The following is a 26,946-nucleotide window of genomic DNA, read 5'->3' as shown; positions in this document are numbered from 1 at the left end:
GCTGTGAATCGCGTCACTGCTTCGTAGGCCATCGCGCGCAAGCGCGCTCCTACAGGGTGCGTCTACGTTGTAGGAGCGCGCTTGCGCGCGATGCTCTTCAGCACTCAGAACCGCTGCTGATAGCCGATGTAGAAATAGCGATCGATATCAAACGCAGGGTTATACGGCGGGCTACCACCGCCGGCGCTGGCGACGTTGTAGTAGAACGGCCCCTTGCGCGCGAACACATTGTTGATCCCGACGCGCACGCTACCGTTCCAGGGGGCCATCCAGCGCAACTGGAAATCGTTGAAGGCCACGCCACCCTTCCGGCTCACGCCGGTAACGCCGCTGATGACGTTCAGCGTATCGGGTTGGTTGCATTCCACCGTGGAAGACCAGCACGAATCCTTCAGGCCTGAGTAATACCGCACTGTCCAGGTCGCGCCGAAGCGCTGCCAGCCCCAATCCAGCGAGAGATTGGAGCGCACGCGGTAGAGACCCTGCACCCCGTTCATGTAGCCGGCGAGCTGGCGTGGCTGCGCACTCGCGCTGCTGCGCTGGGTGTAGTCCTTCAGGTAGGTACTATCGGATAACAGCGTGAACTCGCCGAAGCGCGTCTGCGGGAAGCGGTAATGCAGGCCGAGGTCGTAGCCCTCGGTACGCAGCGAGCCGAGATTCACCAGGCTTTCGTCAAGCGAGGTGATGGTGCCGCCCGGTGCGCGGGTAAAGCGGCCGCAATACGTGGGGTCGTTACGCACGTAGCAGAAATTAAGGATGTCACCCGCGAGGATCGGGGTGATCACATCGTGGATATCGACCTTGTAGTAGTCGAGCGTCATGTCGAGCCCATCGAGGTAGATGGGGCTGTAGACAAGGCCTGCCGTACGGGTGATCGACGATTCGGGCTTCAGTCGCGGGTTGGCGCCTGCGCGAAATGCCGATGGATTTTGCCCGCCGGTATTCGAGGTGATTTGCGCACCGGACTGGTCGACCTGGCGATAATTCGCCGGCACGCCAGCGGCGGAGCAACGCCCGCGCACGGCTGGGTCCGAGGCGGCGGCACCAAAGGCGCTATCGCACGGATCGAGGAAGCTCTCGAAACTTTCCGTCGAGCCAGCGTAGAGATCCGATACGGTTGGCGCGCGAAAACCCTGCGCATAGGTGCCACGCAGCAACAGATCGTCGAACGGCTTCCAGCGAAAGCTGTACTTGTTGTTCGTGCGGCCGCCGAACGCGGTGTAATGCGAATACCGTGATGACGCATTGACGGCGAGTTCCTGCGCGAAGGGCAGGTCGGCGAGCAGCGGTACATCGAACTCGAGGTAGGCCTCGTTCACGATGTAACCGCCGTTGGTAGGGTCGCTCGCCAGCTGGGTGGTCAGGCCGGAGGAATCGGCGGGGTCGGGAACATAGCGCCCATTTTCCTGGCGATGCTCCAGGCCGCCGGCGACACGCAGGGTTCCCGCCGGCAGATCGACAACGCCACCGGTCAGGTTCGCCATGAAGTCGTTCGTCCGGGTGATATCCCGTGCCGTCGTGGTCGATGCCACGTAACGCCACACCGCATCCGGCGTGTTGCCCGGACCTGCCAGGATGTTCCAGGGCACGCAACCTGCCGCCCTGTCCGCCGCGTCGGCGCAGGCGACCTGGCCATCGATCGTCGTGGTGGCGCCCAGCGCCTTCCGCGCGTTGACCAGGTTGATGTTACCGCTGGTGGTGCGGCTGGCGCGGTCCTCGGAGTAGGCGTAGGTGACGTCCCAGTTCCAATTGTGGTCGCCCCACTGGAAAGTGCCTTCGGCACCCGCGTCGGCGTGGAACACCTTCGACTTGGCCCAGATCATGCGCGGCAGTTCCACCGTGCGGCGGAAGAACGACGTGGCATAGCCTGGGAACGGGTTGTAGGCGCTGCCCGCATCGATCAGCAAGTCATCGTTGCGACCGGTGGCACTCTGCAGCGGATAGCCCGAGGCCTGGCTGCGCGTATCGCGCACGCCGTAGTTCGCCATGCCGCGCAGGGTGATGTCATCGGTGAGGTTGTAGCGGCCGGTCGCGAACAGGTTGCGCAGCTTGCTGCCGGCGCGGAAGCTCATGTCACGCTGCGTGTTGTACTTGTCCGCCGTGCTGTCGACGTCATACGGATGATAGTTCGCGAGATTGCCGCTATCGGTCGCGCCGTGGTTGATCACATAGCTACCGCCATTGGGCGTGCGCGGATCCGTGACACCCCCGTACGGCCCCATGTTGTAACCATCCAGCGGATGGCGCGGGCCGTAAGCCGTGCTTGTCAACGTGCGCTTGTCATCATCCAGGGTGTCGCCGTCTTCATAGCTGGCGCCAAGGATCACGGAGGAGCGCTCGGTGCTGCGGCCCCAGGTGAAGGTGCCATTCTTCTGGGCGCCATCGCCCTTGCCATTCACGCCGTACAGCACATCGGCCGAGGCGCCTTCGAAGCGATCGGTGGTGATGATGTTGACCACGCCGCCGATGGCGTCGGAGCCGTAAATCGAGGACGCACCATCCTTCAGCACCTCGATACGTTCAACGATCGAGACGGGGATGGTCGAGAGATCGGTCAAGCCACCCAGGCTGGTGGTCCAGCGGCGGCCGTTTACCAGCACCAGGGTGCGTACCGCGCCGAGGTTGCGCAGGTTGACGTAACGACCGCCTGCATCATTGCTGGAGGAAAGGGTGTCCTGCGGGGTGACCTCGGCGGTGCCGGCCGAAGGCATGCGCGCCAGGATGTCGCCAAGGCTGGTCAGGCCCGTGGCGCGGATCGCGGCACGATCCATGGTGAAGACGGGCTGGGCGGTTTCGACATCGATACCGCGGATACGCGAGCCGGTTACCGTGACGTTGACCGGGGCCAGCATCTCGGCGGGTGAGCCCACGTCCTGCGGTGTGGTGGCATCCTGGGCGAGCACGGCGCTGGACGCGAGGCAGCCGAGCAGTGCCACGGCAAGCACCGCCCGCCGCGCCGCGACGTGGCGCTTCTGCCCACAACTGACGACCATACCCCGAAAACCTCCCGATCCCCGCCAGGCACCACCCGGGCCCAGCGATCACGCGAACATAACGCTTGCGGGCGCAACGGGCAACCGCCACCGGTCAGGGGAGGGCGTGGGAGGCTCATATGCCCCCACGCCCCCTACCTTACGGCGCGGCGGATTTCGCTCCAGCGCCGTCGCCGATATTACGGTCGAGGAAGGCGGCTAGCTTGTTGTAGAACTCCTCCACGTTCGCCGGTTTGACGAACCCGTGCCGCTCACCGGACTTGGTCAGGCTCTCGTAGGGCTTGTGCGCCGCGTCCAGCGCGGCCTTCATGGCCTTGAACTGGGCGAACGGGGCACGTTCGTCGTCCTCGCCGTGGACCAGCATGATCGGCAGGTTCAGCTTGTCGACCCCATTCACCGGCGAGATGGCGGCGAGCGCGGCGGGGTCCTTGCCGATGGTCGTGTCGAGGTAGCTGCGGCCGGACTTGGTGCCCTTGATGTCACCCTTGGTGTACATCATGGCCAGGTCGTAGATACCCGCGTAGCCCACCGTGCACTTGAACATGCCGGGTGCCCGTTCGGGCAGCATCATGGCCGAATAGCCGCCAAAGCTGGCGCCGTAAACGCAGACGCGGTTGGGGTCGGCCATTTTCTGGCTGATCGCCCATTTCACGCCATCGATCAGGTCATCCTGGATCCGGGTGCCCCACTGGCGGTAGCCCGCTTCCTGGAAGGCGTTGCCGCGATCGCCCGAGCCGCGGTAGTTCACCTGCAGCACCAGGTAGCCACGGCTAGCGAGGAACTGGGCGTCGGTGTCGTAGAACCAGTCGTCACTGATGTCGTGCGGGCCGCCGTGTGGCAGCAGCACCATCGGCAGATTTGCCTCGCCCTTACCCTTCGGAATGGTGAGAATCGCCTCAAGCTCGAGGCCGTCGCTCGCCTTGAAGTGCACCGGGCGGCGCTCGGCCATGCGTGCCGGGTCGATCCAGGGTTCCACCGTGTACAGCGCGGTGACCTTGAACGTCTTGGTATTGATCAGCATGACCCGGCCTGGGTCGCGGTCGCTCGAGACATCGAACATCAGCTCGCCACCGTCTTCGCTGAAGTCGATGAAGCGGACAAAGCTGCCCGGGAACTTCTGCGAGAGCGCCATGTGCAGTTTCGCCGTCGGATCCTGCGCATCGACATAGGTGACGCTGGGGATGCCGGTCTTCGCCCGGGTGCCGAACGGGCGCAGCGGGGCGGGTGTCCACAGGCCGGAGGAGGTGACCTCGCCGAAATCATCCTTGCGAATGACGCGACGGTTGCCGCCATCTTCATCCTGCTCGACAAATTCGCCGCCGACACCGCCGGGACTGTACGTGGCGTACATGCGCTTGCTGCCGGCGACCTGGGCGATGGGGCGGAACCACTGGTGCTCGCGGTCGGCGGGCACCTTGGCCCAGCCACCGTTGCTATCGCGGCGAAACACGACGTACTCGAACGCATCGTTGGTGCCGAAGGCGAAGCGGGTGTTGCCATCGGACGCGACCATGAAACTCATGCCGCCGATGCCGATATCGGTCATCTGCTTGCGCGTGCTCGTCTTCGCATCCACGTCGTACAGGGTGCTGCGATCCTGGTTCGTCCACGAGGTGGCACGCATGTAGAAATGACCATTAGAGGTCGGTGGCGCCCCCTCGATGAAGCCCCAGCCCTCGTCGGTCGCCCGCGTGCCCGCGCGTTTACCGTAACCCTCGGGGCCGTACAGGTAATCGGCGTTCTTGCCATCGATATCGATAGCCATCAGTTCGCCGGTGTACGAGGTATTGCCGATCGAGCCGTCGCGCTTGCCGCGGGCGACCACGACGCGGGTATTGCTGGTCCAGATCATTTCCGCCGGCAGTTCGTACGGCGGCATCTTGATCAGCGCGACCGGGTGCGACATATCCGCGATCGCGAAGATCGCGATGCCGTGGGTCTTGCCGTCCTCATCGTGGTAGGCCACGGAGACGTGCAGGCCGTCAGGCGACAGGGCCGGGTCGGTGATGGTCGCGCGGCGGGCGAAATCGGCCGTCGGAATCAGATCGGCGGCCGTGGCGGCCGTGCCGCACGCGGCAAGGCAAAGCGCGACCAGCAACGGCCGGGCAAGGCGAATGGTCATCTAGGTTCTCCCCTGGTAAAGCGTCCATACCCGCCGTCCCCCCAGGACGGCGTTCCGGATCGCTCTATAGCCTAATCGCGCCCCTCTTCACAAGGCGGCATGCGGCAAGTAGGGGGAAAGGGGGCAGCCGCCAGGGAACGCGACGGCTACCCGTACCGGTCAGGGCGCGGCCGCCTTTGCGCCTGCGCTTGCGCCGTCGCCGATATTCCGGTCAAGGAAGGCGGCGAGCTTGTCGTAGAACTCCTCGATGTCCTCCGGCTTGACGAAGCCGTGCTTCTCGCCGGCCTTGGTCAGGGACTCGTACGGCTTGTGCGCGGCATCCAGCGCGGCTGTCATCGCCTTGAACTGGGCCAGCGGCACGCGCTGGTCATCCTCGCCGTGGACCAGCATGATCGGGAGGCTCAGCTTGTCCGCGTTGCGGTCGGGGGAGTTGGCCACCAGCATGGCCGGGTCGGTGCCCAGGGTCAGCTCAAGGTGGCCCGTGCCGCGCTTGGTTTCCTGCACGTCGCCCTTGTCGTACTGCATGGGCAGGTCGTAGACGCCCGCATAACCCACGGCGCACTTGAACATGCCGGGCTCACGGATCGGGGCCATCAGGGCGGAGTAACCACCGAAGCTGCCGCCGAACACGCAAACGCGCGATGCATCGGCGAAGTGCTCGCTGATCGCCCACTTCACGCCATCGATCAGGTCATCCTGCAGCAGCGTGCCCCATTTCTTGTACCCCACTTCCTCGAACTCATGGCCACGACCTGACGAGCCGCGGAAGTTCACCTGCAGGACGAGGTACCCGCGGCTGGCAACGAACTGCGCCTGGTCGTCAAACGCCCACTTGTCGGATTCATGGAACGGGCCGCCATGCGGCATGAGCACCATCGGCAGGTTGGTCTCCGGCTTGCCCTTGGGGAAGGTCAGGATCGCTTCGAGCTCCTCGCCATCACGGGCCTTGAAGTGCAATGGCCGGCGCTCGGCCATCTTTGCCGGGTCGATCCACGGGGCCACGGTGTAGAGCGGCGTGACCTTGAAGGTTTTTGTATTGATCAACATCACACGGCCGGGATCGCGGTCGCTGAAGACGCTGAACATGAGTTCGCTGCCATCTTCACTGAACGAATCGAAGTCCACGGCGTAACCGGGGAATTTCTGCGAGATCGCCATGTGCAGCTTTGCGGTCGGATCCTGCGCATCGACATAGGTGACCGTGGGTAGGCCCGTTTCTGCCCGCGTGGCGAAGGGGCGGTAGGGTGTCGCCGTCCACAGGCCGTCGGAGTTGACCTCGCTGAAAAGATCCTTGCGAATCACCCGCGGATTGCTGCCATCCGGGTCCTCTTCCACCAGTGCGCCGCCGATACCACCCGGGCTGTACTCGGCATAGATACGCGTGCTGTTGGCCACCTGGGCGATCGGGGTGAAGTGCTGATGTTCGTGATCCATCGGCTGTTTGGCCCAGCCGCCGTTCGCATCGCGGCGGAACACGACCCACTTGTGATTCTCGTCCACGCCATAGGTGTACTGGGCGGTGCCGGCGGGGTCGATCATGAAACTCATGAAGCCAATGCCGATATCCGCCATCTGCTTACGTGCGCTGCTCTTCGCATCCACGTCATACAACGTGCTGCGGTCCTGGTCGTGCCAGTCCACGCTGCGCATATAGAAATGGCCGTTCGCGGTGGTCGGGCGACCATCGAGGTAGCCCCAGCCGCGGTCGAGCGCACGCGTGCCGGTGCGCTTGCCGTAGGCTTCGTAGCCGTAGAGGTAGTCCGGATTCTTGCCGTCGATATCGACGGCCATGAGCTCGCCGGTATAACTCTTGTTACCTATCGAGCCATCGACCTTGCCGCGTGCGACGACGAGACGGGTATTGCTCGTCCACATTACCGCAGCAGGCATCTCATAGGGCGGCATGCGGATCAGGCTGATCGGCTTGCTCATATCGTTGATGTCGAAGATCGCCAGCCCGTGGGTCTTGCCATCCGGGTCGTGGTAGGTCACCGAGACGTGTTGGCCATCCGGTGAGAGCTTCGGGTCTGTGATCGGCGCGTGGCGCGCGAAGTCGGCCGTGGGAATAAGCTCGGCCGCCGTCGTGCCGGTGGCGCACGCGGCAAGGCTCAGCGCAGCCAGCATCGGCCGGGCAAGGCGAATCGTCATTTAGGTGGTCCCCTGGTGTAGCGTCCTTACTCGCCGTCCCCCTGACGGCGCCGGTCCGCCCTATAGCCCAGCTGCCAGGTCTTCACAAGGCGGCGTGCGGCAAGCGGTGGCGGTACACTGGGGGATCGTCCCTTTCCGTGACCTTCCATGGCCAACCCGTTCGTCGTCCATTTCGACCCCGTCGCCTTCCACATCGGCCCGGTCCAGGTCCATTGGTACGGCCTGATGTACCTGGGTGGCTTCCTGGGCGGCTGGGCACTGGGCGAGTACCGTCGCCGCCAGGGCCGCCTGCCGGTGAATTCGGACCGGTTCAGCGACCTGATGTTCTACGCCATGATGGGTGTGGTCCTGGGCGGCCGCATCGGCTACATGCTGTTCTATACGGCGATCAACTGGATCTGGACCGACCCGCTGGCGCTGTTCCGGGTATGGGATGGCGGCATGTCCTTCCACGGTGGCCTGTTAGGCGTACTGGTGGCCGGCCTGTGGTGGTCGCGGCGCAATGGCGTAAAATTTTTCGACACCATGGATTTCGTGGCACCGCTGGTGCCGATTGGCCTGGGCCTCGGCCGCCTCGGTAACTTCATCAACGGCGAACTGTGGGGCAAGCCGACGGACCTGCCCATCGGCATGATCTTCCCGAACGCACCTGATGCGCTGCCGCGCCATCCGAATCCGCTGTATGAGTTCGCGCTGGAAGGCGTGGTGATGTTCGTGGTCCTGCTTGTCTTCTCGATGAAGCCGCGCCCGCGTTATGCGGTCTCCGGCCTGTTCGCATTGATGTACGGCGTGTTCCGCTTCGCCATCGAGTTCGTCCGCGTGCCGGATGCCCAGCTCGGTTACCTTGCCTTCGGCTGGGTCACCATGGGCCAGATTCTCTCGCTGCCGCTGATTGCCCTGGGCATTCTCTGGCTGCTGATGTCGCGCCGCGCGCCGTACGCGCCCGTCGCAGCACCCGCAGCTACCACCACCTGATATCGTCTGACGCCATGCAGCCCTACCTCGAACTGCTCCGCCATGTCCTCGACCACGGTGCCGAGAAGGCCGACCGCACCGGTACCGGCACGCGCAGCGTCTTCGGCTGGCAGATGCGCTACGACCTGGCCAAGGGCTTTCCCCTGGTCACGACGAAGAAGCTGCACCTGCGCTCGATCATCCACGAGCTGATCTGGTTCCTGCAGGGCGATACGAACACCGGCTACCTGAAAGAGAACGGCGTCAGCATCTGGGACGAGTGGGCCGACGACAACGGCGATCTTGGCCCGGTCTACGGCCGCCAGTGGCGCGCGTGGCCCACGGCCGATGGCAAGGTGGTCGACCAGATTGCGTGGCTGGTGGAAGAGATCAAGCGCAACCCGGATTCGCGCCGGCTTATCGTTTCCGCATGGAATGTCGGTGAGCTGCCGAAGATGGCGCTCATGCCGTGCCACACGATGTTCCAGTTCTACGTGGCGAACGGAAAGCTCTCGTGCCAGCTGTACCAGCGCTCGGGCGATATTTTCCTCGGCATCCCATTCAACATCGCCAGCTATGCGTTGCTCACCCATATGGTTGCGCAGGTGACCGGGCTGGAAGTGGGCGACTTCGTGCATACGCTCGGTGACGCGCACCTGTATTCGAACCACATCGAACAGGCGCAGAAGCAGCTCGCGCGCGAACCGCGTGCCCTGCCTAAGCTGGTGCTGAATCCCGAAGTGAAGAACATCTTCGACTTCCGCTTCGAGGATGTGTCGATCGTCGATTACGATCCGCACCCGGCGATCAAAGCCCCCGTAGCCGTCTGACCCTTCTCATGTAGGAGCGCGCTTGCGCGCGATGGGTGCTTGCCGGATCCCTGGATCGCGCGCAAGCGCGCTCCTACAGGAAGCGTGTTGCGTTGCGAGTTTCAGTCGCGCGTGCAAGTTGGTCGTCGTTCTCAAACACAAGTGCGAACCGATCTGCTACGGTCGCTTTGTTGCCTGCACGCACGTTGACATACACCGTGCAGGCAACCACCGCTTCGGCGGTGAGAGTCGCGAGCCAGAGGTGCTAGAACACCACTGGCCCGCTAACCAAACCAACTACCAGAAGAGTTGATTATGGCTACCCTTGATCATACGGCAGTCGCTCGCCCGCCGAATCCCCCCGGCGACACCTCACTGGCTCACGGGCCGCCTGCATAAGCCGCAGGCACGGTTGAAGAACCGCGGCGAGGCTTTTCTTTGAGGTAATTCTTGATCGGATGAGGCAGGCGCGTGTGCCTGGTGCGCCTCACGGATGGTCACCGCCGCACCCACTTCATCAATCAAGCCGCCCGGCGTCCGCGCACGGACGAACCGGTGAACCCGCGATCCTATGGTCCGTGGCATGGCAGGTGCGTGCCTGTCATGCCACGTCAGGATACGGGGCGGCGTTATCAGGGAATGAGTGATGCGTGTACCGAATGAAACGCAGGAGTCCCGCGATGCCGGGAGCAACATCGAGCACGAACCGTCAGCCCACGAGCTGTTGAATGAAGCGATCGTCTGGCTGCAGTACGCGCGAGGCGTCACCGCGACGTTGGCTGATCTGGTGCATGAGGCGGACACCGTCGACTGCAAGCAACTGGGGCTTTCGCTTGAAGCGATTGCGGCGATGACGCAAGCCGGTGTGCAGCGGGTAGGGCAAGCGCACGCGCAATGGATCTGGAATGCTCGAGGTGATACCTGAGTTTTTGTAGGAGCGCGCTTGCGCGCGATAGACCTTGCGGCAAGCACCCATCGCGCGCAAGCGCGCTCCTACAGGGGTCAGGTGCGCATCGGGGTGTAGCGTTCCAGCCAGTGGGCGTAGCTGGGCGGAAGCGTCCATGACGGGCGGGGCACGTCTAGCGCCATGGCCGCTTTGTACGGCCAGTGCGGGTCGGAGAGATGAGCGCGGCCGATCATTACGAGGTCCATCTGGCCGTCGGCGACGACGCGGTTCGCTGCGTGCGGATCATCGATGCCCCATGCCGAGGCGACTGCTACACCTGCTTCGCGGCGAACGCGCTCGGCGATCGGGCCGAGGAATGCCGAACCCCAGGGGATCTTCGTTTCGGCGATGGTGAAACCCACGCTGACGTTGAGCAGGTCGAGGCCTTCAGCCTTCATCTTGCGGATCAGGTCGATCGACTCAACGAGCGTTTCTTCGTCGCGGCCGTCGTATTCCAGCACGCCGAAGCGCGCGGTGAGCGGTAGGTTCTCCGGCCACACGGCGCGTACGGCCGCCAGCGTTTCCAGCAGGAAGCGGCCGCGGTTCGTGGCATTGCCGCCGTACATGTCATCGCGCTGGTTCGAATGTGCGGAGAAGAAGCTCTGCGCCAGGTAACCGTGCGCGAAGTGCAGCTCCAGCCATTCAAAGCCCGCGGCGCGTGCACGCTTGGCAGCGGCGACGAAGTCGGCCTTCACTCGCGCAATATCGTCCAGTGTCATGGCGCGCGGCGTGCGCGGCAGGCCGTGCCCGTAGGCGACCGCCGATGGGGCAATCGTTTCCCACGCACGCGGATCGGTCGCTTCGATGTGGTCATCGCCTTCCCAGGGACGCTGTGCGCTGGCCTTGCGACCGGCGTGAGCGATCTGGATGCCGGGCACGGCACCCGAGGCCTTGATCGAAGTCGCGATCTTCGCGAGCCCTTCGACATGGGCGTCATTCCAGATGCCGAGACAGGCAGGGGTGATACGGCCATCTGGCGAGACGCCGGTGGCTTCCACAATCACCAGGCCTGCGCCACCGCGGGCGATAGCCGGGTAATGCACCTGGTGCCAGTCGTTGGTGAACCCATCCTCGGCGCGGTACTGGCACATCGGCGGGATGGCGATACGGTTGCGGAGGGTGATGTCCTTGAGGGTGAACGGGGTGAAGAGGGCTGACATGCGTGCGCCTGGGGCAACGGAATGGCGCAAACGATAGGGGGTTGGCGCTATAATGAAAACAACGTACGGCTAATGGTTCCTATAAAACTTCATTATGCTAAACCCGGCATGGCTCCGATCCTTCAGTACCCTCGCGGCGGAGGGCACCTTCACGCGTACCGCGGAATCACTGGAGTTGACCCAGGCCGCGGTCAGCCAGCACATCCGCCAGCTCGAAACGCAGCTCGGTCCGCTGTTCATTCGCCGCCCGCGCGGCGTCGAACTCACCCCGGCCGGGCATTCGCTGCTGGCGTACTGTGACGAGGTGGCACGTGCCGGTCGTTGCCTCGCCTCCCGGCTGGCCGACGCCGATGCCCTGGACGGTACGGTGTCGATCGTGACGCCTGGCAGCGTCGGGCTCTCGACCTATCCGCGGCTGCTCGATATCCAGCGCGAAACACCGGGGCTGGTCATCCGGCATCGCTTCGCACCGGAAGACGAGGTGCTGAAGTCCGTGCTTGATAGCCGCAGCGACATAGGTATCGTGTCCCGCCGTCCCGAGGACGAGCGTCTGGCTGCCGAACCCTTCTGCGAAGAGGCGCTTGAGCTGGTCGTACCCGCGGAGGCTGACGTGCATGGTTGGGATGACCTCGTACGGCTGGGTTTCATCGACCACCCCGATGGCCATGCGATGGCGACGCGGCTGTTGTCGCGCCGGTACCCGGGGAAGCGCGGTCTTGCCGACATCCCGGTCACCGGGTTCACCAACCAGATCGCGTTGATCCTGGAGCCCGTGGCACGTGGCCTCGGTTTCAGCGTGATGCCGCGCCACGCCCGCCGCGCGTTCTCCCGGCCGGAGGCGATCCGCGTGCTTGATGCCGACCGCGCCGTGGTCGAGACCTTATGGTTGATCCATCGTGCAGAATGGGCGCTACCGCGGCGAGCCAGGCATGTCGTCGATGCACTGCACGCGCGCCTGCGGAAGGATTGATGCACCACCGGCAGCATTAGCTCCTTTTATGACCGCGCACCAAGGCGTTGGCCATGCCACGCAGAATCCGCGCTGCGGCCTTCACGCGGGCGCGCTTGTGCTCTGCAGGCTAGCGGCGGAAAGTGGTTTCGCCAGCCAGGATGCGCTGGGTGGGGAGGTCCGATGGGCAAGCGTTGCCCAGGGTGGCTCATTCTGGCGGTCGCGTTCGCTGCCTGTGCCGGTGATGCCGATGCGCCCGGCTCACGGACGGTCGCGTCCGTTCTCGAGGAAGCACACAGCGCGGCGACCGAGATCATCCGTGATGCGGGCGGCCAGTTCAGCGTCGGCGCGTTCCTCGCGCGGCAGAACGCCGAACTCCTGGTGCCGCAACTGGCCGCCGTAGCCGCGGCGACCGATGGGAAGGCCGTCTCAGACCTCAACGATGTGCAGCAATCCTTCCTCAATGGAACGCTGAACGCGGCGGATGACATGCAGCGCAGCGAGCGCTACCCGCGCAAGAAGGCCACGGCCATGCTGGCACAGGCAGATGCCTTGCTCAGCACGCTGACCGCCACCTATCGTTTTCCCCGCGTCCTCGATTTCAGTCCGCGCTACGTTGTGGCGCCCGCCGTGCCGACGGTGCTGGACCTGACCGTGTCGGGGCATGCGCTGGATGCATCCGGGCCAGAGCTCTCATTGCAGGGAAAGCAGTGCGAGGTGCGCGGTATCACCGAAGCGCAGCTGACGTTCCATTGCGAGCTGCCAGGCGTTCCAGAGACCCATGCGCTGGCCTACGCCACCCTGACCCTCGTCACCCGCCCACCACGCCCGTGGTGGGCTTTCGCCGTGGATTGGATGCGCAGCGACGATGCCCCCGTGCATTACACACTGGCGCTCGCCCTGATCCCGCGCACCGTTGGCGGCTTCGACGCCATGGCTCGCGTGAACACCGGCGATGCGGGCCTGGAGGCCAGCGTGCCCCTGCCGGTCGGTGACGTGGCGTGGGGTGGCACGCGTGATATCACCTTGCCGGAGGGCTCCATTTTCGTGACACTGCACGGCCGTCAGGCCGATGGCCGCGTCTACGAAGACACCAGTAGCGAGGCGGCACCGCACCCCTGGTATGCGACCACTATCGACATGAGGTCGCGACGCATGGTCATCCGCGCCAGGGCGCTCGATGAGGCGCTGGCGCAGCCGTAGCGCTTAAGGCCTAGCAAAAACCGGCCATCTTCAAACGCCCGTTTGTTCCCCCATCACATTCCTAGGACTACTATTCGCGCGTACGGGCCGAATTCGTGCCCGATTCCCCCAAAAATTGCGAAGGAAGCTCCATGGCCGTCCACCTGGTCGCCGCGCTCGACGAAAACTTTGCCATCGGCAAGCAGGGCGGGTTGCCCTGGCATTTGCCCGACGATCTGCGCTATTTCAAGAAGCTGACCACGGATAAGTCGGTGCTGATGGGCCGCAAGACCGCCGAGTCGATCGGCCGGGCGCTGCCGGATCGTACCAATTACGTGCTGTCGAAGAAGGGCACGGCCCCCTATCCCGGCCAGATCACCGTGCGCTCGATCCAGGAGGCGCAGGCCAGCTGCGGCCATACCGGCCTGATGGTGATCGGTGGCGGTGAGGTGTTCCGCGAGGCGCTGCCGCTCGCCCGCACGCTTTACCTCACCTGGATCTATGCTGCCGTGGAAGGTGCCGACGTCTTCTTCCCCGGCATCGATTTCAAGGAATGGACCGAGGTGTCCCGCGTGCATCACAAGGCCGACAAGGAGCATGCGCACTCGTTCGACATGGTCGAATACGTCAGGAACCGCCCCTGATGCACGTGCTCGCCGGCGTCCTCCTGGATGGCGCCGGACGCATCCTTATCGCGCAGCGTCCGCCGGGTAAGCACCTGGCGGGCATGTGGGAGTTTCCCGGTGGGAAGGTGGAGCCGGGCGAGGCGTCCCTGGCGGCGCTGGAGCGCGAGCTGGATGAAGAGCTCGGCATCGCCGTGGACCCCCTTTCTTTCGAGGGGTTGATCCGCGTGCCGTGGAACTACGGCGAGCGGCATATGCTGCTCGAGGCCGTGGTGGTGCGCGCCTGGAGCGGCGAGCCACAGGCGCTCGATGCGGCGGCCATCGACTGGCGTCTGCCCAACGATATCGATCCGGCCATCCTGGCGCCTGCTGATCGCCCGATCCTGGCGGCGCTTTGGCTGCCGGAGCATTACCCGATCACGTCGGCCGAGGCCTCGGTGGCGGAAGCCTCGACCCAGGTGCGTGCCGCGCTGGCGCGCGGTGAGCGGCTTGTGCAGTGGCGTTTACCGGCGGTGCCGGTCGAAACCGCACGCGCGGGTGCCGCCGCTTTGCTACCGGAGATCCACCGGTTCGGCGCGCAGTTGCTGTTGAACCGCGATATCGAAGGTGCGCGGGCGTTAGGTGTAGGCGTGCATCTCTCGAGCTTGCAGCTACGTGAGTTGCAGGAGCGGCCGTTGCCGCTCGGCGCGCTGGTCGCCGCGTCGTGCCACGACCCCGAAGAGCTGGCACTGGCCTCGGCGCTCGGCTGCGATTTCGCCACCCTCTCGCCGGTGGAAGACACGGCGAGCCACCCCGATGCGGCACCGCTAGGTTGGCCACGCTTCGCGAAGTGGACGGAAAATGCCTCGTTGCCGGTTTATGCGCTGGGTGGCCTCGGACCCGCCGATGTGGCGATGGCTCGTATGCACGCGGCCCAAGGCGTCGCGGGAATACAGGGCTTCCTCGCCGTCTGAAAATCGCCCTTGTAGGAGCGCGCTTGCGCGCGATCGGGGCTTGCCGCGAGCACCCATCGCGCGCAAGCGCGCTCCTACAGGGGGGTTAGGCTTTGCTTTTGAGTTTTGCGACTAGCGCTTGGAGCACGCTTTGCGTTTCTTGCGCGAAGAAATCATCGATGAAGCCGGTGTCGAGCAGGCCGGTGGTGTCGCCCCAGACGTCGACCAGATCGGCGCGGGCTATGGCGCGGGTGCGCAGCATTGCCTGTGGCGGCGCCTTCAACAGTTCGGTGAGCCATTGCACGGAGCGTTGTACGACCTGCTCGACCGTGGCGAGTTCGTCGACCAGGCCGATCTTGTGGGCCGTTTCCGCGTCCACCATCGCACCGGCGATCAGCAGGCGTTCCGCGCGGTAGTTACCGATGATCCGGCGCATGGCGAACTGGATCGGCTCGGGGACCGACAGGCCGACCTGCACTTCGTTGAGGCCGATCTTGTACACGCCGTGCGCCATGACGCGGTAATCCGCGAACAGGGACACCACGGCGCCACCTGCGGGGCTGTGCCCGGTGATGGCAGCCACGACCGGCACCGGCGATGCGGCAATCGCGCCGCAGAGCGCGAAGAAGTCGTTCCAGAAGCCTTCGACGCCCGCCCGGTCGAGCTTGAGCAGGGCGGGTACGTCGACGCCGGCCGAGAACAGGCCCTGGGCGCCGGACAGCACGATCCCGCGGGCACCGTTTAACGGTGCCTCGACGATCGCCTCGCGCAGCGCGCGCACCAGGGTCGTATCCATGGCATTGACCGGGGGCCGCGCCATGCGGATTTCCTGGATGTCGCCGTCGTGGGGAAAGATGTCCAGCATGGGTGTGCCTCGGTCGGGATTAGTTGGGCCGGAGATCGGCATCGGTCCAGCTATAGCGTACGGCGAAGTCGAGGTTCGTGCTGCCATGCGCCGGCACCTCCACCTTGAACTCCAGCTCATCGGACGTGCTCTTCGAAGGTTTCACCGAGGAGGAGCTGAGCGTCCAGATCCGCCAGCGGTTGGGGTGCTCGCGTACGGTGACCGTGCGTGCGGTATCGCCAGCGTTGGTAATCGTCAGGCGGGTACCTTCATCGACCTGGTGGTCCGCCGCATTGAATGAGGTCTGTTCCCGCTTGACGCGAAGATCGAAGGCGTTGCCCAGCGACACCGTCGCGTCCTGGTTCTTCGGCGTGTCATCGACGCGGCCCTCGCCCAGCAGCTCCGCGTTGCCATCGCGATCCGTGGTGAGGACGCGTACATAGCCGGCGGGCAGGCTGTCGAACGCCTTGAAGCGCAGGCTGGTGACGACGGGGACGCCATCGTCCGGGACGCCGGGGTCGCGTTCCACGCGGGGCGGGCTCTGGTAGTAACGGGCGCCACTGTCATACACCGCGGCGCGCTCGCATGCGAGGTTGCGGCTGTCGTAAAGCGGGGTCTGCGTAACGCTGCCGTCGGGCAGGTCGACCGGGTGGGGCAGGGTATAGGTGCGCAGGTCGCCGAGGCTCTCCTGGCGCATGTCAGCCTTGGGGGCCGCCATCGCCATCATGGCCGGCGCGCGCGCCGCGTACATGCGCGGCTGCGGCGGTGCCTTGGCGCGCTGCGCATCGCCCGCCACCAGCTTCAGCGAGACATCCTTCCAATCACGGCCGCTGCGGTTCGCGATGCTCGCGTTCGCATCAAACGCCATGGCGCAGGTGTTGCCACCGGCCAGCGTGGCGACGTAGGCACCGCGCCAGCCGAGGCCGGAGGTGGGGTAATCGAGCTGGGCGTTGCTGCTGCCCGCGGTGCCACCCGCTACGCGCACCTGCAGGGTGGATCCGCGCGCCACGTTATCCGTGCTGCTCACGCGCAGCGCGGCGTAATCGCGGACCAGGGTGACCTGGCCGTTGCTGCCGCGGATGACAAGCGGTGTACCGCCCTGGACAAGGACGCCCGAGGCCAGGCTCTGTCCGCTCGTGCCGATGACGTCGACCTGCTGGCCGACCAGCCCAGCCACCGCGCCATCGAAGCCCTGGCCAAGCAAAAGCCGCTGTGACACCACGCGGGTGTTCTTGCCGGGGAAGCGCAGGGTCAGGGCTTCGCTATCCAGCGCCGAAGGCAGGCCGCCGATGGAGAGATCCTGGGTGCCGCCCTTGAGATCGAATGCACGGCGCTCGTGGACCACGGCGTAGCCATCGCCAGATACGGCATCGCCGTTGGTCTGGAAAAGCTGGTCGCCATCGGCGCGGTAGAGGGTAAGTGCGGTGCGCTCATCGGCCGCGAACGCGGGCAGGGCGATGGCGCAGGCAAGGGCCAGGACTAGGGTGCGGCGCATGGTGACTCTCCGTGTAGATCGCTAACGGATCATACCGGGAGTCCATGAACGCATTCTGTGGACGCTTTTGTAGGAGCGCGCTTGCGGCAAGAACCATCGCGCGCAAGCGCGCTCCTACAGGTCAGGCTCCCGCCGCGTCGCGGATGGACTGGGGCAGGGGCACGGGGCGGCCGGTCTTTGTGTCGATCCAGACCATGGTCACGCTGCCATCTGCGTGGATCCGGGTCGCATCCTCGCTATCGACGATGCGGTGGCCGACAGTCATCGAACTGCTGCCGAGGCGGTTTACATACAGCTCGATCTGGATATCCGCCGGCCATTCGATCGGCAGGCGGTAGTTGATCTCGCTGTGCGCCATGACGGGTGCGGCTTCCGGGCTGTACCACGGGTCCGGCAGGTTCATCAGCCACTTCAAACGAGCTTCCTGCAGGTACACCAGGTAGTTCGCATTGTTGACGTGGTTGTAGGCGTCCAGGTCCTGCCAACGCACGTCCATCGGCGTGATGAAGATCGGGTTCGGTGCAGGCGTTTGCGCGGCTTCGGTGCTCATGCGGTCTTTTTCTTCTTTGCCGCCGGAGCGGCTTTCGTGGTGGCTTTCTTGGCGGCGGCCGGAGCAGCCTTGGCGGGGGCTTTTCCAGCGGCCTTTGAAGGCACCTTCGCCGCCGCCGTTTTGCTCATGGCCGCCTTGGCAGGCGTCGCCGGGGTGGTGGCAGGCTTCAGATGCGGCAGCAGGAACCGGCCCGTATGCGAAGCCTTGGTCGCCGCCACCTTCTCCGGCGTACCGCTGACCAGGATCTGGCCACCGCCTGCGCCGCCTTCGGGGCCGAGGTCGACCAGCCAGTCCGCGGTCTTGATCACATCGAGGTTGTGCTCGATGACGACCACCGTGTTGCCGTGCTTGACCAGCGTATGCAGCACTTCCAGCAACTGCTCGATATCGTGGAAGTGCAGGCCGGTGGTCGGCTCATCCAGGATGTACAGCGTGTTGCCGGTATCGCGCTTGGAGAGTTCCTTCGACAGTTTCACGCGCTGCGCTTCGCCGCCGGAAAGCGTCGTCGCGCTCTGGCCGAGCTTGATGTAATCCAGGCCCACCGCACGCAGCGTTTCCAGCTTGCGCGCGATCACCGGCACGTTCTCGAACAGCTTGAACGCGTCCTCCACCGTCATGTTCAGCACATCGGCGATGGTGTGGCCCTTGTAGAGCACTTCCAGCGTTTCGCGGTTGTAGCGCTTGCCGTGGCATACATCGCAAGGCACGTACACGTCCGGAAGGAAGTGCATCTCCACCTTGATCATGCCGTCGCCTTCGCACGCCTCGCAGCGGCCGCCGCGCACATTGAAGCTGAAGCGGCCCGGCGAGTAACCGCGCGAGCGTGCTTCCGGCACCTGCGAGTACAGGTCGCGGAGCGGGGTGAACAGGCCGGTGTAGGTCGCCGGGTTGGAGCGCGGCGTGCGGCCGATCGGCGACTGGTCGATATCGACCACCTTGTCGAACAGGTTGAGGCCTTCGATCGACTCGTACGGCGCCGGCTGCTCGCTCGCGCCATTCAGTTCCATGGCGGCGATGCGGTAGAAGGTGTCGTTGACCAGGGTGGACTTGCCCGAGCCGGACACGCCGGTGACGCAGGTGAACGTCCCCACCGGCACGCGCAGCTCCACGTCCTTCAGGTTGTTACCGGTGGCGCCCTTGAGCTCGACCCACTGGCCTTCCTTTGCCTCGCGACGCTTCGTCGGCACCTTGATGCCGCGTTCGCCGCTCAGGTACTTCGCCGTGACCGAGGTGGGTGACTTCATCACCTGCTCAAGCGTGCCTTCACCGACGATGGCGCCGCCATGCACGCCCGCGCCCGGACCGATGTCCAGGATGTGGTCGGCCGCGCGGATCGCATCCTCGTCGTGCTCCACGACGATCACGGTGTTACCGAGATCGCGCAGGCGGGTGAGGGTGCCGAGCAAGCGTTCATTGTCGCGCTGGTGCAGGCCGATCGAGGGTTCGTCGAGCACGTACATGACGCCGACGAGACCCGCGCCGATCTGGCTGGCCAGGCGGATACGCTGGGCTTCGCCGCCGGAGAGCGAGTCGGCCTGGCGATCCAGCGTGAGGTAGTTCAGGCCCACGTCGTTGAGGAAGGTCAGGCGCTCGCGGATTTCCTTCACGATCTTGACGGCGATCTCGCCGCGCCAGCCGGTCAGCTTCAACGTGGCGAAGAACTTCAGCGCCGCTTCGATCGCGAGGCTGGTGATCTCCGGGATGGCCTTGTCGGCCACGAAGACATTGCGCGCCGACGGGTTCAGGCGCTGGCCGCCGCAATCCGGGCACGGATGATCCGCGATATAGCGCTGCAGCTCCTCACGCACCGCCGCCGATTCGGTTTCGCGGTAGCGACGCTCGAGGTTGTTCAGGATGCCCTCGAACTTATGCTCGCGGGTGACCTTGCCACCGCGATCGGTGATGTAACGGAACGAGATCAGTTCCTTGCCCGACCCGTATAGCACGGCGTTCTGCTGGGTCTTGGTGAGCTCGCGCCAGGAGGTCTCCGGATCGAAGCCGTAGTGCTTCGCCAGCGAGAGGATCATCTGGAAGTAGTACGCGTTGCGACGGTCCCAGCCACGGATGGCGCCGCCCGCGAGGCTGAGCTCGGGGTGGCCCACGACGCGGGCGGGATCGAAGACCTGGGTCACGCCCAGGCCGTCACAGGTGGGGCAGGCGCCGACCGGCGAGTTGAACGAGAACAGGCGCGGCTCGAGTTCCGGTAGCGAGTAATCGCACATCGGGCAGGAGAAACGCGACGAGAACAGCTGCTCCGTGGCCTTCGCATCATCCATGTCGACAAGGATGACGATGCCATCGCCCAGGCGCAGGGCCGTTTCAAACGACTCGGCCAGGCGCTGCTTGATGTCGTCACGCGGGCGGAAGCGGTCGATCACCGCTTCGATCGTGTGCTTCTGGCGCAGGGTGAGTGGCGGCACGGCATCGAGATCGTAGACCTCGCCGTCGACGCGGGCGCGCACGAAACCCTGCGCGCGCAGCTGTTCGAACACTTGCACGTGTTCGCCCTTGCGCTCGCGGATCACCGGTGCCAAAAGCATCCAGCGCTTGTCGGCATCCAGGGCCAGGGCGCTGTCGACCATCTGGCTGACGGTCTGCGCTTCAAGCGGAATGCCGTGGTTCGGGCACCGGGGTGTACCGACGCGCGCATAAAGCAGGCGCAGGTAGTCGTACACCTCGGTAATCGTACCGACGGTGGAGCGGGGGTTATGCGACGTCGACTTCTGCTCGATCGAGATGGCCGGGGAAAGGCCTTCGATCGTGTCCACGTCCGGCTTTTCCATCATCGAGAGGAACTGCCGGGCGTAAGCCGACAGTGACTCGACGTAGCGACGCTGGCCTTCCGCGTAAATGGTATCGAAGGCCAGGGACGATTTGCCGGAACCAGACAGCCCCGTAATGACAATGAGCTTGTCACGGGGCAGGTCGAGATCGATGTTCTTGAGATTGTGCGTGCGGGCGCCGCGGATGCGAATGCTGTCCATGTGCCAACAATTTGGGGGAAGAAGATGACTATACCAAGGGCGTCAAGCCTTCATTCCGTGTCGACTTGTGACGGTTCATCACAAACCTTGTGTCCGGATGGTCGCCACCCGCTACCATGGCCCGGCCCCCAGGGAGGGGCTCGTCTTTCCATCGTGAATGAGGACATATTCCATGCGTAAGTGGACAGGGATCGCTGCCGGCCTGGTGCTGGCGACGTGTGCGGGGCAGGCCATGGCGGCGCCCCCGAGCGAGGCGCAGGTGCGCCAGCTCATGGACGCGGTCGGGATGGGCCGCATGCTCAGCCAGATGAACAGCCAGATGGCCGGGGTCATGGCCAGCGCGCTGCCTTGCGTGCAGGCCAGCTACTGGCAGGGCTTCGTGGACGCCAACGCGACTAACCAGTTGATCGGCCGTATGGTTCCGGTCTACCAGAAGCACTTCACCGCCGAAGATATCGACGGCCTGCTGAAGTTCTACAAGTCGCCCCTGGGCCAGAAAGTGATCACCCAGATGCCGGCCACCATGGCCGAAGGCATGCAGGTGGGTAAGCAGTGGGGCCAGGAACGCGGCCAGCAGATGATCGGCCAGCTGCAGAGCCAGGGTACCCTGAACGCCCAGGGCCAGTGCCCGGCCACCGCCGCCAAGCCCGCCGCGCCCGCCCCGGCACCCGCCAAGAAAAAGTAACCGTACCCTTGTAGGAGCGCGCTTGCGCGCGACCCAGGCGCCACGGAAGGCGCCTGAATTCCAAGTGATTGATATGCTTTACTATTATCCTCTGGGTTACCGCGCTCCCTTCGCGCGCAAGCGCGCTCCTACAGGGGGGGGGCGGGCCTTGGTTCGGGTACAACCACCTGATTGACCTTGGCTTTTCCCTGCCGCTATAATTCGCGGTTCGTAACACCCGTAACACCCTAAAAAGAACTACATAATCAGGAACAGTCATGAGCTACGCAGTCATTAAGACCGGTGGCAAGCAGTATCGCGTTATGCAGGGCGAAGTCCTGCGCGTGGAGCTGCTGCCCGCCGAAGTCGATTCGACCTTCACGTTCGAAGAGGTTCTCCTCGTCGGCGAAGGTGAGTCGATCACCGTTGGTGCCCCGCTGGTCGCCGGCGCCACTGTCAGCGCCAAGGTCCGTTCGCACGGCCGCGCCGATAAGATCCGCATCATCAAGTTCCGTCGTCGCAAGCACTACAAGCGCACGCAGGGACACCGTCAGCATTACACCGAAATCGAGATCACGGGCATCAACGCCTGAGTCGCCGGAGGATATGAGTCATGGCACATAAAAAAGGCGTAGGTTCCAGCCGTAACGGTCGCGATTCGAACCCGAAGTATCTCGGTGTGAAGATCTACGGCGGTCAGGCTGTTGAAGCCGGTAACATCATCGTTCGTCAGCGTGGCACCAAGTTCCACGCTGGCGTGGGCGTCGGCCTCGGCCGCGACCACACCCTGTTCGCGCTGGTCGACGGCACTGTGTCGTTCAAGGTCCGCGGCGACAAGGGTCGCAAGTTCGTCGACGTCGTCACGGCGTAATTCGCCACGACTCGATAACGAAGGCCCCGCCCCACGGCGGGGCTTTTCGTTTGTAAGGCCCCCCGATTCACTGCCCAGGTTTTCCCCATGAAATTCGTCGACGAAGCACAGATTCGCGTCACGGCCGGTAGCGGCGGCAATGGCTGCGCCAGCTTTCGCCGCGAAAAATTCATTCCGTTCGGTGGCCCTGATGGTGGCGACGGCGGCGATGGTGGTTCCATCTGGCTGGTGGCCGACGAGGGCCTGAATACCCTGGTCGATTTCCGTCACATGCGTCAGTTCAAGGCCCCGCGCGGCCAGAACGGCATGGGTAGTCAGATGTACGGCAAGGGCGGCGAAGACACGTTCATCCGTGTGCCGGTGGGTACCGTGGTCACTAATGTCGATACCGACGAAGTGATCGGTGACCTCACCGCCAACGGCCAGCGCCTGAAGGTCGCCGAAGGCGGCCGTGGCGGCCTGGGCAATATTCATTTCAAGAGCTCGGTGAACCGCGCGCCGCGTAAGGCGACGCCGGGTACGCCGGGCGAAGTCCGTGACCTGAAGTTCGAGCTTCGCCTGCTCGCCGATGTCGGCTTGCTTGGCTTCCCGAATGCGGGCAAGAGCACCTTCATCCGTGCGGTGTCGGCCGCGACCCCGCGCGTGGCGGATTACCCGTTCACCACGCTGCACCCGAACCTGGGTGTCGTGCGCATCGGCACCGACCAGAGCTTCGTCATCGCCGATATCCCCGGCATCATCGAGGGCGCGGCCGAAGGTGCCGGCCTCGGCATCCAGTTCCTGCGCCATGTCTCGCGCACCAGCCTGTTGCTGCACGTGGTCGACATCCGTCCGATCGACGGCTCCGATCCGGTGGAGCAGGTCCAGACGATCGAGCGCGAGCTGGCGAACTTCGACGCCGACCTGGTCGAGCGCCCGCGCTGGCTGGTCATCAACAAGATGGATGTGTTCGACGACGAAAAAGAGCTCGAAGCCGTCGCCAACGACATCGTCGCCCGCCTCGGCTGGACCGCCCCCTCGTTCCTCGTCTCGGCTGCCGGCCAGCAAGGCACCCGCGAAGTCTGCCTGCAGGTCCAGCAGTTCTTCGACGCCGAGCGCGCTGCGCGCAAGCTCGACCAGGAAGTCATCGACGACGTGCGCATGCGCACCGAATAAAACCACCCTTGTAGGAGCGCGCTTGCGCGCGATGGGTGCTCGCCGCAACCTCGATCGCGCGGCCAGCCCTACGACACGCTATTCGCAGACATGAACTCCACGATACGCACGCGGTACGCTTCGATCGGAGAAATCAACCTGCTTGTCGCGTCGTTTCGCTTGAGCGTTTCCAGCACGGTGCCCATGTCGGCATAGTGCTCAACGAACGGAATCATTGTCGTGGTGCAGGCTCCGAAAATATTTGCTGCTACCGCGTCAACATCCTCGGCTCCCGCCACGGTCCATCGAAACTGACCTTGGCCCGTGAGGCGCCCATACTCGCATCCGATGGTTGCGGAGTGTTTTGCCTCGCGGTCAGTACCTACAATCGCGTCCTGAACGTTACTGAAGCGAACGCCTGCATCGAGCGTGATGTCAAAGTCGGAATCGTGATTGACGAACGCTAAATGCAGGCCGAGCCATCCGTTGGGAGCGGCGCGCCTGAAGCTCTGCTGCGAAAAGACGGGTTTGAAACTCAAGGCGAGAAGATGTGGGCCAAGGGCTTCCAGAAGTCCACGCTTTAGCGCATTCATGTCATTCATTGGAGGGGATAGTTCCGTTCAATTGTTTCGAGTTGAATGATCTTTCCTCGGAGGTCAATTGGCGCATTCTTTCCAACAAGTTTGCCGCCCTCGGATGCTATTCGAGCGCGAGCTGGCGAACTTCGACGCCGACCTGGTCGAGCGCCCGCGCTGGCTGGTCATCAACAAGATGGATGTGTTCGACGACGAAGAAGAGCTCGAAGCCGTCGCCAACGACATCGTCGCCCGCCTCGGCTGGACGTCCCCCTCGTTCCTTGTCTCGGCTGCCGGCCAGCAGGGCACCCGCGAAGTCTGCCTGCAGGTGCACAGTTCTTTGATGCCGAGCGCGCTGCGCGCAAGCTCGACCAGGAAGTCATCGACGACGTGCGCATGCGCACCGAATAACCCCACCGTTGTGGGTAATACGAAAAAGCCGGCTCGCGCCGGCTTTTTCGTATCCGTCATGGCGCCCCATCATTCCTTGGGTCTTGCATGAGTTCCAAGATCCCTTGCGCGTCACGTTCGGTCGAGTAGGGGGATGTCACCACCCCGGTGGCGAGTAGTGACATAAGTTTCCTCGCCGTGATCGCGCGTGTGCCTACAGCAAATACGAGTGTCTGGCCGAGCAGCGGCTGGGTGAATTTACCGATGGACGCCACAAAACGATCGTCAAACCGAAACGTCAGCTCAAACATGTCGGTATCCGGATTGTGCTCGATGGAGGCCTGCTTGATGGTCAACCCATGCAACGCATGGCGACGATCGACGCAGATATGAGCAGGTTGGTTGGTGTTAGGCGCCGAGAGGGGCAGTTCACGTCTCTCAAGGGGTGGCGTGGAATCGTTGCAAGCGGCATATAAGGCGACCGGGCGCAGGCGCGGCACGAGAGGCACGGCCGAACTGAATACAGCCGCCGCGATAAGGGGGAAAACCATTTCGTAGTGCGTCCAGTGGGCGGAAGTGTGAAGTAGTCACATTCCACCACAAAGTATCGGCTCGATCGCGTCTAGCGGTCTGTCGAGTGACCGTCTGCCGGCAAGAAACCGACTTTCGCGGAACTTTTGTCACAACCGGTTCCACATACTCAGCTAGACCATTTTTCCGAAGGACGCGACGATCCGATCCGGAACCCAGGTGTGGAGCCCGATCGATGGTGCGTCCGCAAGTTCCAGGAGGCGCTTCACATCGAAAACGGTGTCACGATCTGGATGTAGGTCTGCGAGTGAGTGCTTCGTGACAAGCACCCCGAACGGCTCAGCCGGGTTCTCGTAGAGCGCCCAATCCTGTGACTTCTCCAAAGCCACCGTCAGGCCTGGCCAGATCGGGTTCGACTCTAAATACTCACGCACTCGACGCGCGGAGAATAACTCGCCTTCGTGGGGCGTCCACATGGTTACCGGGACTCGGCTTTCGTCGAATGTTCCATCGTTTTCATGTTCAACTGAGACGACTGCATCTCCTGGGGCGGCGCGAATAAGCAACCGGTCTAACTCGGCACCGATATCCTGGCGTCCTTTCCACGGCGTTTCAAAGAAGTATGCAAAACGGAAGCTTGTTTCCCGAAACATGAAATCCGGAAATGTCAGGTGCCAATCGATCGCGTTCCGCAGTTCTTGTTTCAGCTTGAAGGCGCTCATTTTGTCTGTCCATGTAGTCACGGATCGATATGTTCGTCAAAGCGGATCTTTGCGACCTCTTGGTTGTTTACCTTAATAGACGCGGATGGGCCGCCCGTTGATTCTGCGTTCGAATAGAAAGTGTACTGAAACTTGTCCTTCGTCATTACCACTGCGGTTCCATCTTTGCTGTTCCTGGTCACGATGCTCGTTGCTTCGTCGCGCATATCGAAGCCGAATGCTTCACCGCCGCCATTCGATCCAAAAAGGAACAGCCCGGCCGCGTAGTCCTGGATTTCGTATTCACGGTTGTTCGAAGCGAGCTCTTCGACGCTCCAGAGAATAAGATGACTTTCGCCTACGAATCCTTCGCCCCCATTCTTGGCCATCATGAACCGGCGATAGTCGTCTGGCAGCTTGGCGAGACTCCTCTCGTTGAGGAGCGCGGCGACTGCTTCGGAAGGTAGAGCTCGTGGCCCCCATTCCTGTAGATATGCATCACTCTTCATATGCAGGGTGCATGGGTCGTCGTGGAGTGATTGGTGAAACCCAGCCATCGTGAGTCACTGATAACATCGAGTCGACACACGACATGAAGCCAGGTACAGCGAGGAGGCGATGGTTGTTCCTGTCCTGTCATCCGCGCCGCTCAGAGATTCATGGTGTTCATAAAGGCAACGATTCGAGCTCGTCGTTGATCAATCGGTGAGATCAGGATGCTAGTCGCATCGTTGCGGCGAAGTGCTTCGAGGACAGTCCGCTTGTCGGAGTAGTGTTCAAGAAACGGGGTCATCGTCGCTGCGCACGCCTCAAAAATCGCCTGAGCGACCCGTTCTACATCTTGAGCGTCAGCGACCTTCCATCGAATCTGGCCTTGACCGGTGAGGTTTCCGTACTCGCAGCCGATGGTGGCTGTGTGCCGTCGCTCTGCACTCTCAGGCAGGATTCCCTCCTGGACCTCGTCGAAGCGGACCGCCGCATTTAGTACAACGTCAAAGTCCATGTCGTGATCGACAAAAGCAAGATGCAGGCTGAGCCATCCATCAGGGGTGGCACGCCTGAAGCTCTGCTGCGATGCAACCACCTTAAAGCCGAGGGGCTGAAGGAGGATTCCGAGAGACCCAACGAGGGCGCGCTTGAGTGCTTTCTTGTCGTTCATTTCAGAGGATAGTTGCGTTCGATTGTTTCAACTTGAATGAGTTCACCACGAAACTCGGCGGGCGCGTTCGATGGGTGCTCGCCGCAACCTCGATCGCGCGCAAGCGCGCTCCTGCAACGCGGGCCATATCCATACACAAAGAACCGGCGTAAGCCGGTTTTTTGTGTCGCGTGATCATGCTTTCCCACCAGTATCTTGTTGACGAGCTATGGGTACTCGGAAGTATGTCC

The 26,946-nt window shown here is 63.5% G+C and carries 25 protein-coding genes; 12 read left to right on the top strand and 13 right to left on the bottom strand.

Features of this window, described 5'->3' with window-relative positions; all coding sequences use genetic code 11:
- Positions 1–104 precede the first annotated feature (104 nt).
- From VGN46_RS20110 to VGN46_RS20100, 3 genes are all read right to left on the bottom strand, one after another.
- Positions 105–2,993 (bottom strand): TonB-dependent receptor plug domain-containing protein, encoded by a 2,889-nt coding sequence (locus tag VGN46_RS20110; protein ID WP_331646568.1) that lies wholly within the window; start codon positions 2,991–2,993, stop codon positions 105–107.
- A gap of 139 nt (positions 2,994–3,132) precedes the next feature.
- Positions 3,133–5,115 (bottom strand): alpha/beta hydrolase family protein, encoded by a 1,983-nt coding sequence (locus VGN46_RS20105; protein WP_331646566.1) that lies wholly within the window; start codon positions 5,113–5,115, stop codon positions 3,133–3,135.
- Positions 5,116–5,274: 159 nt separating this feature from the next.
- Positions 5,275–7,263 carry an alpha/beta hydrolase family protein gene (locus tag VGN46_RS20100; RefSeq protein WP_331646564.1) on the bottom strand — a complete coding sequence of 663 codons (1,989 nt, stop codon included), beginning with the start codon at positions 7,261–7,263 and terminating at the stop codon, positions 5,275–5,277.
- Between the two features lie 147 nt (positions 7,264–7,410).
- Here VGN46_RS20100 and lgt point away from each other — a divergent pair, with 147 nt between their 5' ends.
- The 3 genes from lgt (at position 7,411) to VGN46_RS20085 (ending at position 9,951) form a co-directional block, all read left to right on the top strand.
- Positions 7,411–8,238: a prolipoprotein diacylglyceryl transferase gene (gene lgt / locus VGN46_RS20095; protein ID WP_331646562.1), complete on the top strand. Its 828-nt coding sequence runs from the start codon at positions 7,411–7,413 to the stop codon at positions 8,236–8,238.
- A gap of 14 nt (positions 8,239–8,252) precedes the next feature.
- Positions 8,253–9,047, top strand: a complete 795-nt coding sequence (locus VGN46_RS20090; protein ID WP_331646561.1) for a thymidylate synthase — start codon at positions 8,253–8,255, stop codon at positions 9,045–9,047.
- Between the two features lie 625 nt (positions 9,048–9,672).
- Positions 9,673–9,951: a hypothetical protein gene (locus VGN46_RS20085; RefSeq protein WP_331646559.1), complete on the top strand. Its 279-nt coding sequence runs from the start codon at positions 9,673–9,675 to the stop codon at positions 9,949–9,951.
- Positions 9,952–10,028: 77 nt separating this feature from the next.
- Here VGN46_RS20085 and VGN46_RS20080 read toward each other — a convergent pair whose 3' ends face one another.
- Positions 10,029–11,132: an NADH:flavin oxidoreductase/NADH oxidase gene (locus tag VGN46_RS20080; protein ID WP_331646558.1), complete on the bottom strand. Its 1,104-nt coding sequence runs from the start codon at positions 11,130–11,132 to the stop codon at positions 10,029–10,031.
- 94 nt (positions 11,133–11,226) lie between these two features.
- Here VGN46_RS20080 and VGN46_RS20075 point away from each other — a divergent pair, with 94 nt between their 5' ends.
- The 4 genes from VGN46_RS20075 (at position 11,227) to VGN46_RS20060 (ending at position 14,839) form a co-directional block, all read left to right on the top strand.
- Complete coding sequence (locus VGN46_RS20075) at positions 11,227–12,102, top strand: LysR family transcriptional regulator (RefSeq protein WP_331646556.1); 876 nt, start codon at positions 11,227–11,229, stop codon at positions 12,100–12,102.
- A 162-nt stretch (positions 12,103–12,264) separates the two neighbouring features.
- Positions 12,265–13,284 (top strand): hypothetical protein, encoded by a 1,020-nt coding sequence (locus VGN46_RS20070; RefSeq protein WP_331646554.1) that lies wholly within the window; start codon positions 12,265–12,267, stop codon positions 13,282–13,284.
- Between the two features lie 131 nt (positions 13,285–13,415).
- A complete protein-coding gene (locus VGN46_RS20065; RefSeq protein WP_331646552.1) occupies positions 13,416–13,907 on the top strand; it encodes a dihydrofolate reductase in 492 nt (163 codons plus the stop codon).
- Complete coding sequence (locus VGN46_RS20060; protein ID WP_331646550.1) at positions 13,907–14,839, top strand: Nudix family hydrolase; 933 nt, start codon at positions 13,907–13,909, stop codon at positions 14,837–14,839. The genes VGN46_RS20065 and VGN46_RS20060 overlap by 1 nt, the downstream gene beginning before the upstream one ends.
- A gap of 85 nt (positions 14,840–14,924) precedes the next feature.
- Here the strand turns inward: VGN46_RS20060 and VGN46_RS20055 are convergent, their stop codons facing one another.
- From VGN46_RS20055 to uvrA, 4 genes are all read right to left on the bottom strand, one after another.
- Positions 14,925–15,683 carry an enoyl-CoA hydratase/isomerase family protein gene (locus VGN46_RS20055; protein ID WP_331646548.1) on the bottom strand — a complete coding sequence of 253 codons (759 nt, stop codon included), beginning with the start codon at positions 15,681–15,683 and terminating at the stop codon, positions 14,925–14,927.
- A 19-nt stretch (positions 15,684–15,702) separates the two neighbouring features.
- Positions 15,703–17,157, bottom strand: a complete 1,455-nt coding sequence (locus VGN46_RS20050) for a DUF4139 domain-containing protein (protein WP_331646546.1) — start codon at positions 17,155–17,157, stop codon at positions 15,703–15,705.
- Positions 17,158–17,278: 121 nt separating this feature from the next.
- Entirely contained in the window at positions 17,279–17,707 is a 429-nt protein-coding gene (locus VGN46_RS20045; RefSeq protein ID WP_331646543.1) for a thioesterase family protein, read from the bottom strand.
- Entirely contained in the window at positions 17,704–20,691 is a 2,988-nt protein-coding gene (gene uvrA, locus VGN46_RS20040) for an excinuclease ABC subunit UvrA (protein ID WP_331646541.1), read from the bottom strand. The genes VGN46_RS20045 and uvrA overlap by 4 nt, the downstream gene beginning before the upstream one ends.
- A 172-nt stretch (positions 20,692–20,863) precedes the next feature.
- On the opposite strand from uvrA, the gene VGN46_RS20035 reads away from it, so the two are divergent.
- The 4 genes from VGN46_RS20035 to cgtA all read left to right on the top strand — a co-directional run bounded on the left by VGN46_RS20035 (position 20,864) and on the right by cgtA (position 23,381).
- The gene (locus VGN46_RS20035) at positions 20,864–21,376 is read left to right on the top strand and encodes a DUF2059 domain-containing protein (RefSeq protein ID WP_331646539.1); all 513 of its coding nucleotides are present in this window, start codon (positions 20,864–20,866) and stop codon (positions 21,374–21,376) included.
- Positions 21,377–21,633: 257 nt separating this feature from the next.
- On the top strand, positions 21,634–21,948 hold the full coding sequence (rplU, locus tag VGN46_RS20030; RefSeq protein ID WP_331646537.1) for a 50S ribosomal protein L21: 315 nt from the start codon (positions 21,634–21,636) through the stop codon (positions 21,946–21,948).
- A 20-nt stretch (positions 21,949–21,968) separates the two neighbouring features.
- A complete protein-coding gene (rpmA, locus tag VGN46_RS20025; protein ID WP_331646535.1) occupies positions 21,969–22,226 on the top strand; it encodes a 50S ribosomal protein L27 in 258 nt (85 codons plus the stop codon).
- A gap of 87 nt (positions 22,227–22,313) precedes the next feature.
- Positions 22,314–23,381 carry an Obg family GTPase CgtA gene (gene cgtA, locus VGN46_RS20020; RefSeq protein ID WP_331646533.1) on the top strand — a complete coding sequence of 356 codons (1,068 nt, stop codon included), beginning with the start codon at positions 22,314–22,316 and terminating at the stop codon, positions 23,379–23,381.
- A 68-nt stretch (positions 23,382–23,449) separates the two neighbouring features.
- On the opposite strand, the gene VGN46_RS20015 is transcribed toward cgtA, so the two are convergent.
- Positions 23,450–23,962, bottom strand: coding sequence for a hypothetical protein (locus tag VGN46_RS20015; protein ID WP_331646531.1), 513 nt, complete (start codon positions 23,960–23,962; stop codon positions 23,450–23,452).
- A 94-nt stretch (positions 23,963–24,056) separates the two neighbouring features.
- Between VGN46_RS20015 and VGN46_RS20010 the strand changes: the two genes are divergently transcribed.
- Entirely contained in the window at positions 24,057–24,437 is a 381-nt protein-coding gene (locus VGN46_RS20010; RefSeq protein WP_331646529.1) for a hypothetical protein, read from the top strand.
- Here VGN46_RS20010 and VGN46_RS20005 read toward each other — a convergent pair.
- The 4 genes from VGN46_RS20005 to VGN46_RS19990 form a co-directional block, all read right to left on the bottom strand.
- Positions 24,403–24,876, bottom strand: coding sequence for a hypothetical protein (locus VGN46_RS20005; RefSeq protein ID WP_331646528.1), 474 nt, complete (start codon positions 24,874–24,876; stop codon positions 24,403–24,405). The two genes, VGN46_RS20010 and VGN46_RS20005, sit on opposite strands and share 35 nt — an antisense overlap.
- A 153-nt stretch (positions 24,877–25,029) precedes the next feature.
- Positions 25,030–25,578 carry a hypothetical protein gene (locus VGN46_RS20000; protein ID WP_331646526.1) on the bottom strand — a complete coding sequence of 183 codons (549 nt, stop codon included), beginning with the start codon at positions 25,576–25,578 and terminating at the stop codon, positions 25,030–25,032.
- Between the two features lie 17 nt (positions 25,579–25,595).
- Positions 25,596–26,066, bottom strand: coding sequence for an SMI1/KNR4 family protein (locus VGN46_RS19995; RefSeq protein WP_331646524.1), 471 nt, complete (start codon positions 26,064–26,066; stop codon positions 25,596–25,598).
- 140 nt (positions 26,067–26,206) lie between these two features.
- Positions 26,207–26,716: a DUF4304 domain-containing protein gene (locus VGN46_RS19990; RefSeq protein WP_331646522.1), complete on the bottom strand. Its 510-nt coding sequence runs from the start codon at positions 26,714–26,716 to the stop codon at positions 26,207–26,209.
- Positions 26,717–26,946: the final 230 nt, after the last annotated feature.

This window comes from Luteibacter sp. (assembly GCF_036500425.1).
GTDB lineage: Bacteria > Pseudomonadota > Gammaproteobacteria > Xanthomonadales > Rhodanobacteraceae > Luteibacter.
Note: the sequence above shows the minus strand (reverse complement) of the source record. Positions and strands in the feature narration are given on the sequence as shown.

Excerpts from the sequence above, each read along its gene's own strand:
- VGN46_RS20110 (WP_331646568.1), bottom strand. The coding sequence starts at position 2,993 with ATGGTCGTCAGTTGTGGGCAGAAGCGCCACGTCGCGGCGCGGCGGGCG.
- VGN46_RS20105 (WP_331646566.1), bottom strand. The coding sequence starts at position 5,115 with ATGACCATTCGCCTTGCCCGGCCGTTGCTGGTCGCGCTTTGCCTTGCC.
- VGN46_RS20100 (WP_331646564.1), bottom strand. The coding sequence starts at position 7,263 with ATGACGATTCGCCTTGCCCGGCCGATGCTGGCTGCGCTGAGCCTTGCC.
- lgt (WP_331646562.1), top strand. The coding sequence starts at position 7,411 with ATGGCCAACCCGTTCGTCGTCCATTTCGACCCCGTCGCCTTCCACATC.
- VGN46_RS20090 (WP_331646561.1), top strand. The coding sequence starts at position 8,253 with ATGCAGCCCTACCTCGAACTGCTCCGCCATGTCCTCGACCACGGTGCC.
- VGN46_RS20085 (WP_331646559.1), top strand. The coding sequence starts at position 9,673 with ATGCGTGTACCGAATGAAACGCAGGAGTCCCGCGATGCCGGGAGCAAC.
- VGN46_RS20080 (WP_331646558.1), bottom strand. The coding sequence starts at position 11,132 with ATGTCAGCCCTCTTCACCCCGTTCACCCTCAAGGACATCACCCTCCGC.
- VGN46_RS20075 (WP_331646556.1), top strand. The coding sequence starts at position 11,227 with ATGCTAAACCCGGCATGGCTCCGATCCTTCAGTACCCTCGCGGCGGAG.
- VGN46_RS20070 (WP_331646554.1), top strand. The coding sequence starts at position 12,265 with ATGGGCAAGCGTTGCCCAGGGTGGCTCATTCTGGCGGTCGCGTTCGCT.
- VGN46_RS20065 (WP_331646552.1), top strand. The coding sequence starts at position 13,416 with ATGGCCGTCCACCTGGTCGCCGCGCTCGACGAAAACTTTGCCATCGGC.
- VGN46_RS20060 (WP_331646550.1), top strand. The coding sequence starts at position 13,907 with ATGCACGTGCTCGCCGGCGTCCTCCTGGATGGCGCCGGACGCATCCTT.
- VGN46_RS20055 (WP_331646548.1), bottom strand. The coding sequence starts at position 15,683 with ATGCTGGACATCTTTCCCCACGACGGCGACATCCAGGAAATCCGCATG.
- VGN46_RS20050 (WP_331646546.1), bottom strand. The coding sequence starts at position 17,157 with ATGCGCCGCACCCTAGTCCTGGCCCTTGCCTGCGCCATCGCCCTGCCC.
- VGN46_RS20045 (WP_331646543.1), bottom strand. The coding sequence starts at position 17,707 with ATGAGCACCGAAGCCGCGCAAACGCCTGCACCGAACCCGATCTTCATC.
- uvrA (WP_331646541.1), bottom strand. The coding sequence starts at position 20,691 with ATGGACAGCATTCGCATCCGCGGCGCCCGCACGCACAATCTCAAGAAC.
- VGN46_RS20035 (WP_331646539.1), top strand. The coding sequence starts at position 20,864 with ATGCGTAAGTGGACAGGGATCGCTGCCGGCCTGGTGCTGGCGACGTGT.
- rplU (WP_331646537.1), top strand. The coding sequence starts at position 21,634 with ATGAGCTACGCAGTCATTAAGACCGGTGGCAAGCAGTATCGCGTTATG.
- rpmA (WP_331646535.1), top strand. The coding sequence starts at position 21,969 with ATGGCACATAAAAAAGGCGTAGGTTCCAGCCGTAACGGTCGCGATTCG.
- cgtA (WP_331646533.1), top strand. The coding sequence starts at position 22,314 with ATGAAATTCGTCGACGAAGCACAGATTCGCGTCACGGCCGGTAGCGGC.
- VGN46_RS20015 (WP_331646531.1), bottom strand. The coding sequence starts at position 23,962 with ATGAATGACATGAATGCGCTAAAGCGTGGACTTCTGGAAGCCCTTGGC.
- VGN46_RS20010 (WP_331646529.1), top strand. The coding sequence starts at position 24,057 with ATGCTATTCGAGCGCGAGCTGGCGAACTTCGACGCCGACCTGGTCGAG.
- VGN46_RS20005 (WP_331646528.1), bottom strand. The coding sequence starts at position 24,876 with ATGGTTTTCCCCCTTATCGCGGCGGCTGTATTCAGTTCGGCCGTGCCT.
- VGN46_RS20000 (WP_331646526.1), bottom strand. The coding sequence starts at position 25,578 with ATGAGCGCCTTCAAGCTGAAACAAGAACTGCGGAACGCGATCGATTGG.
- VGN46_RS19995 (WP_331646524.1), bottom strand. The coding sequence starts at position 26,066 with ATGAAGAGTGATGCATATCTACAGGAATGGGGGCCACGAGCTCTACCT.
- VGN46_RS19990 (WP_331646522.1), bottom strand. The coding sequence starts at position 26,716 with ATGAACGACAAGAAAGCACTCAAGCGCGCCCTCGTTGGGTCTCTCGGA.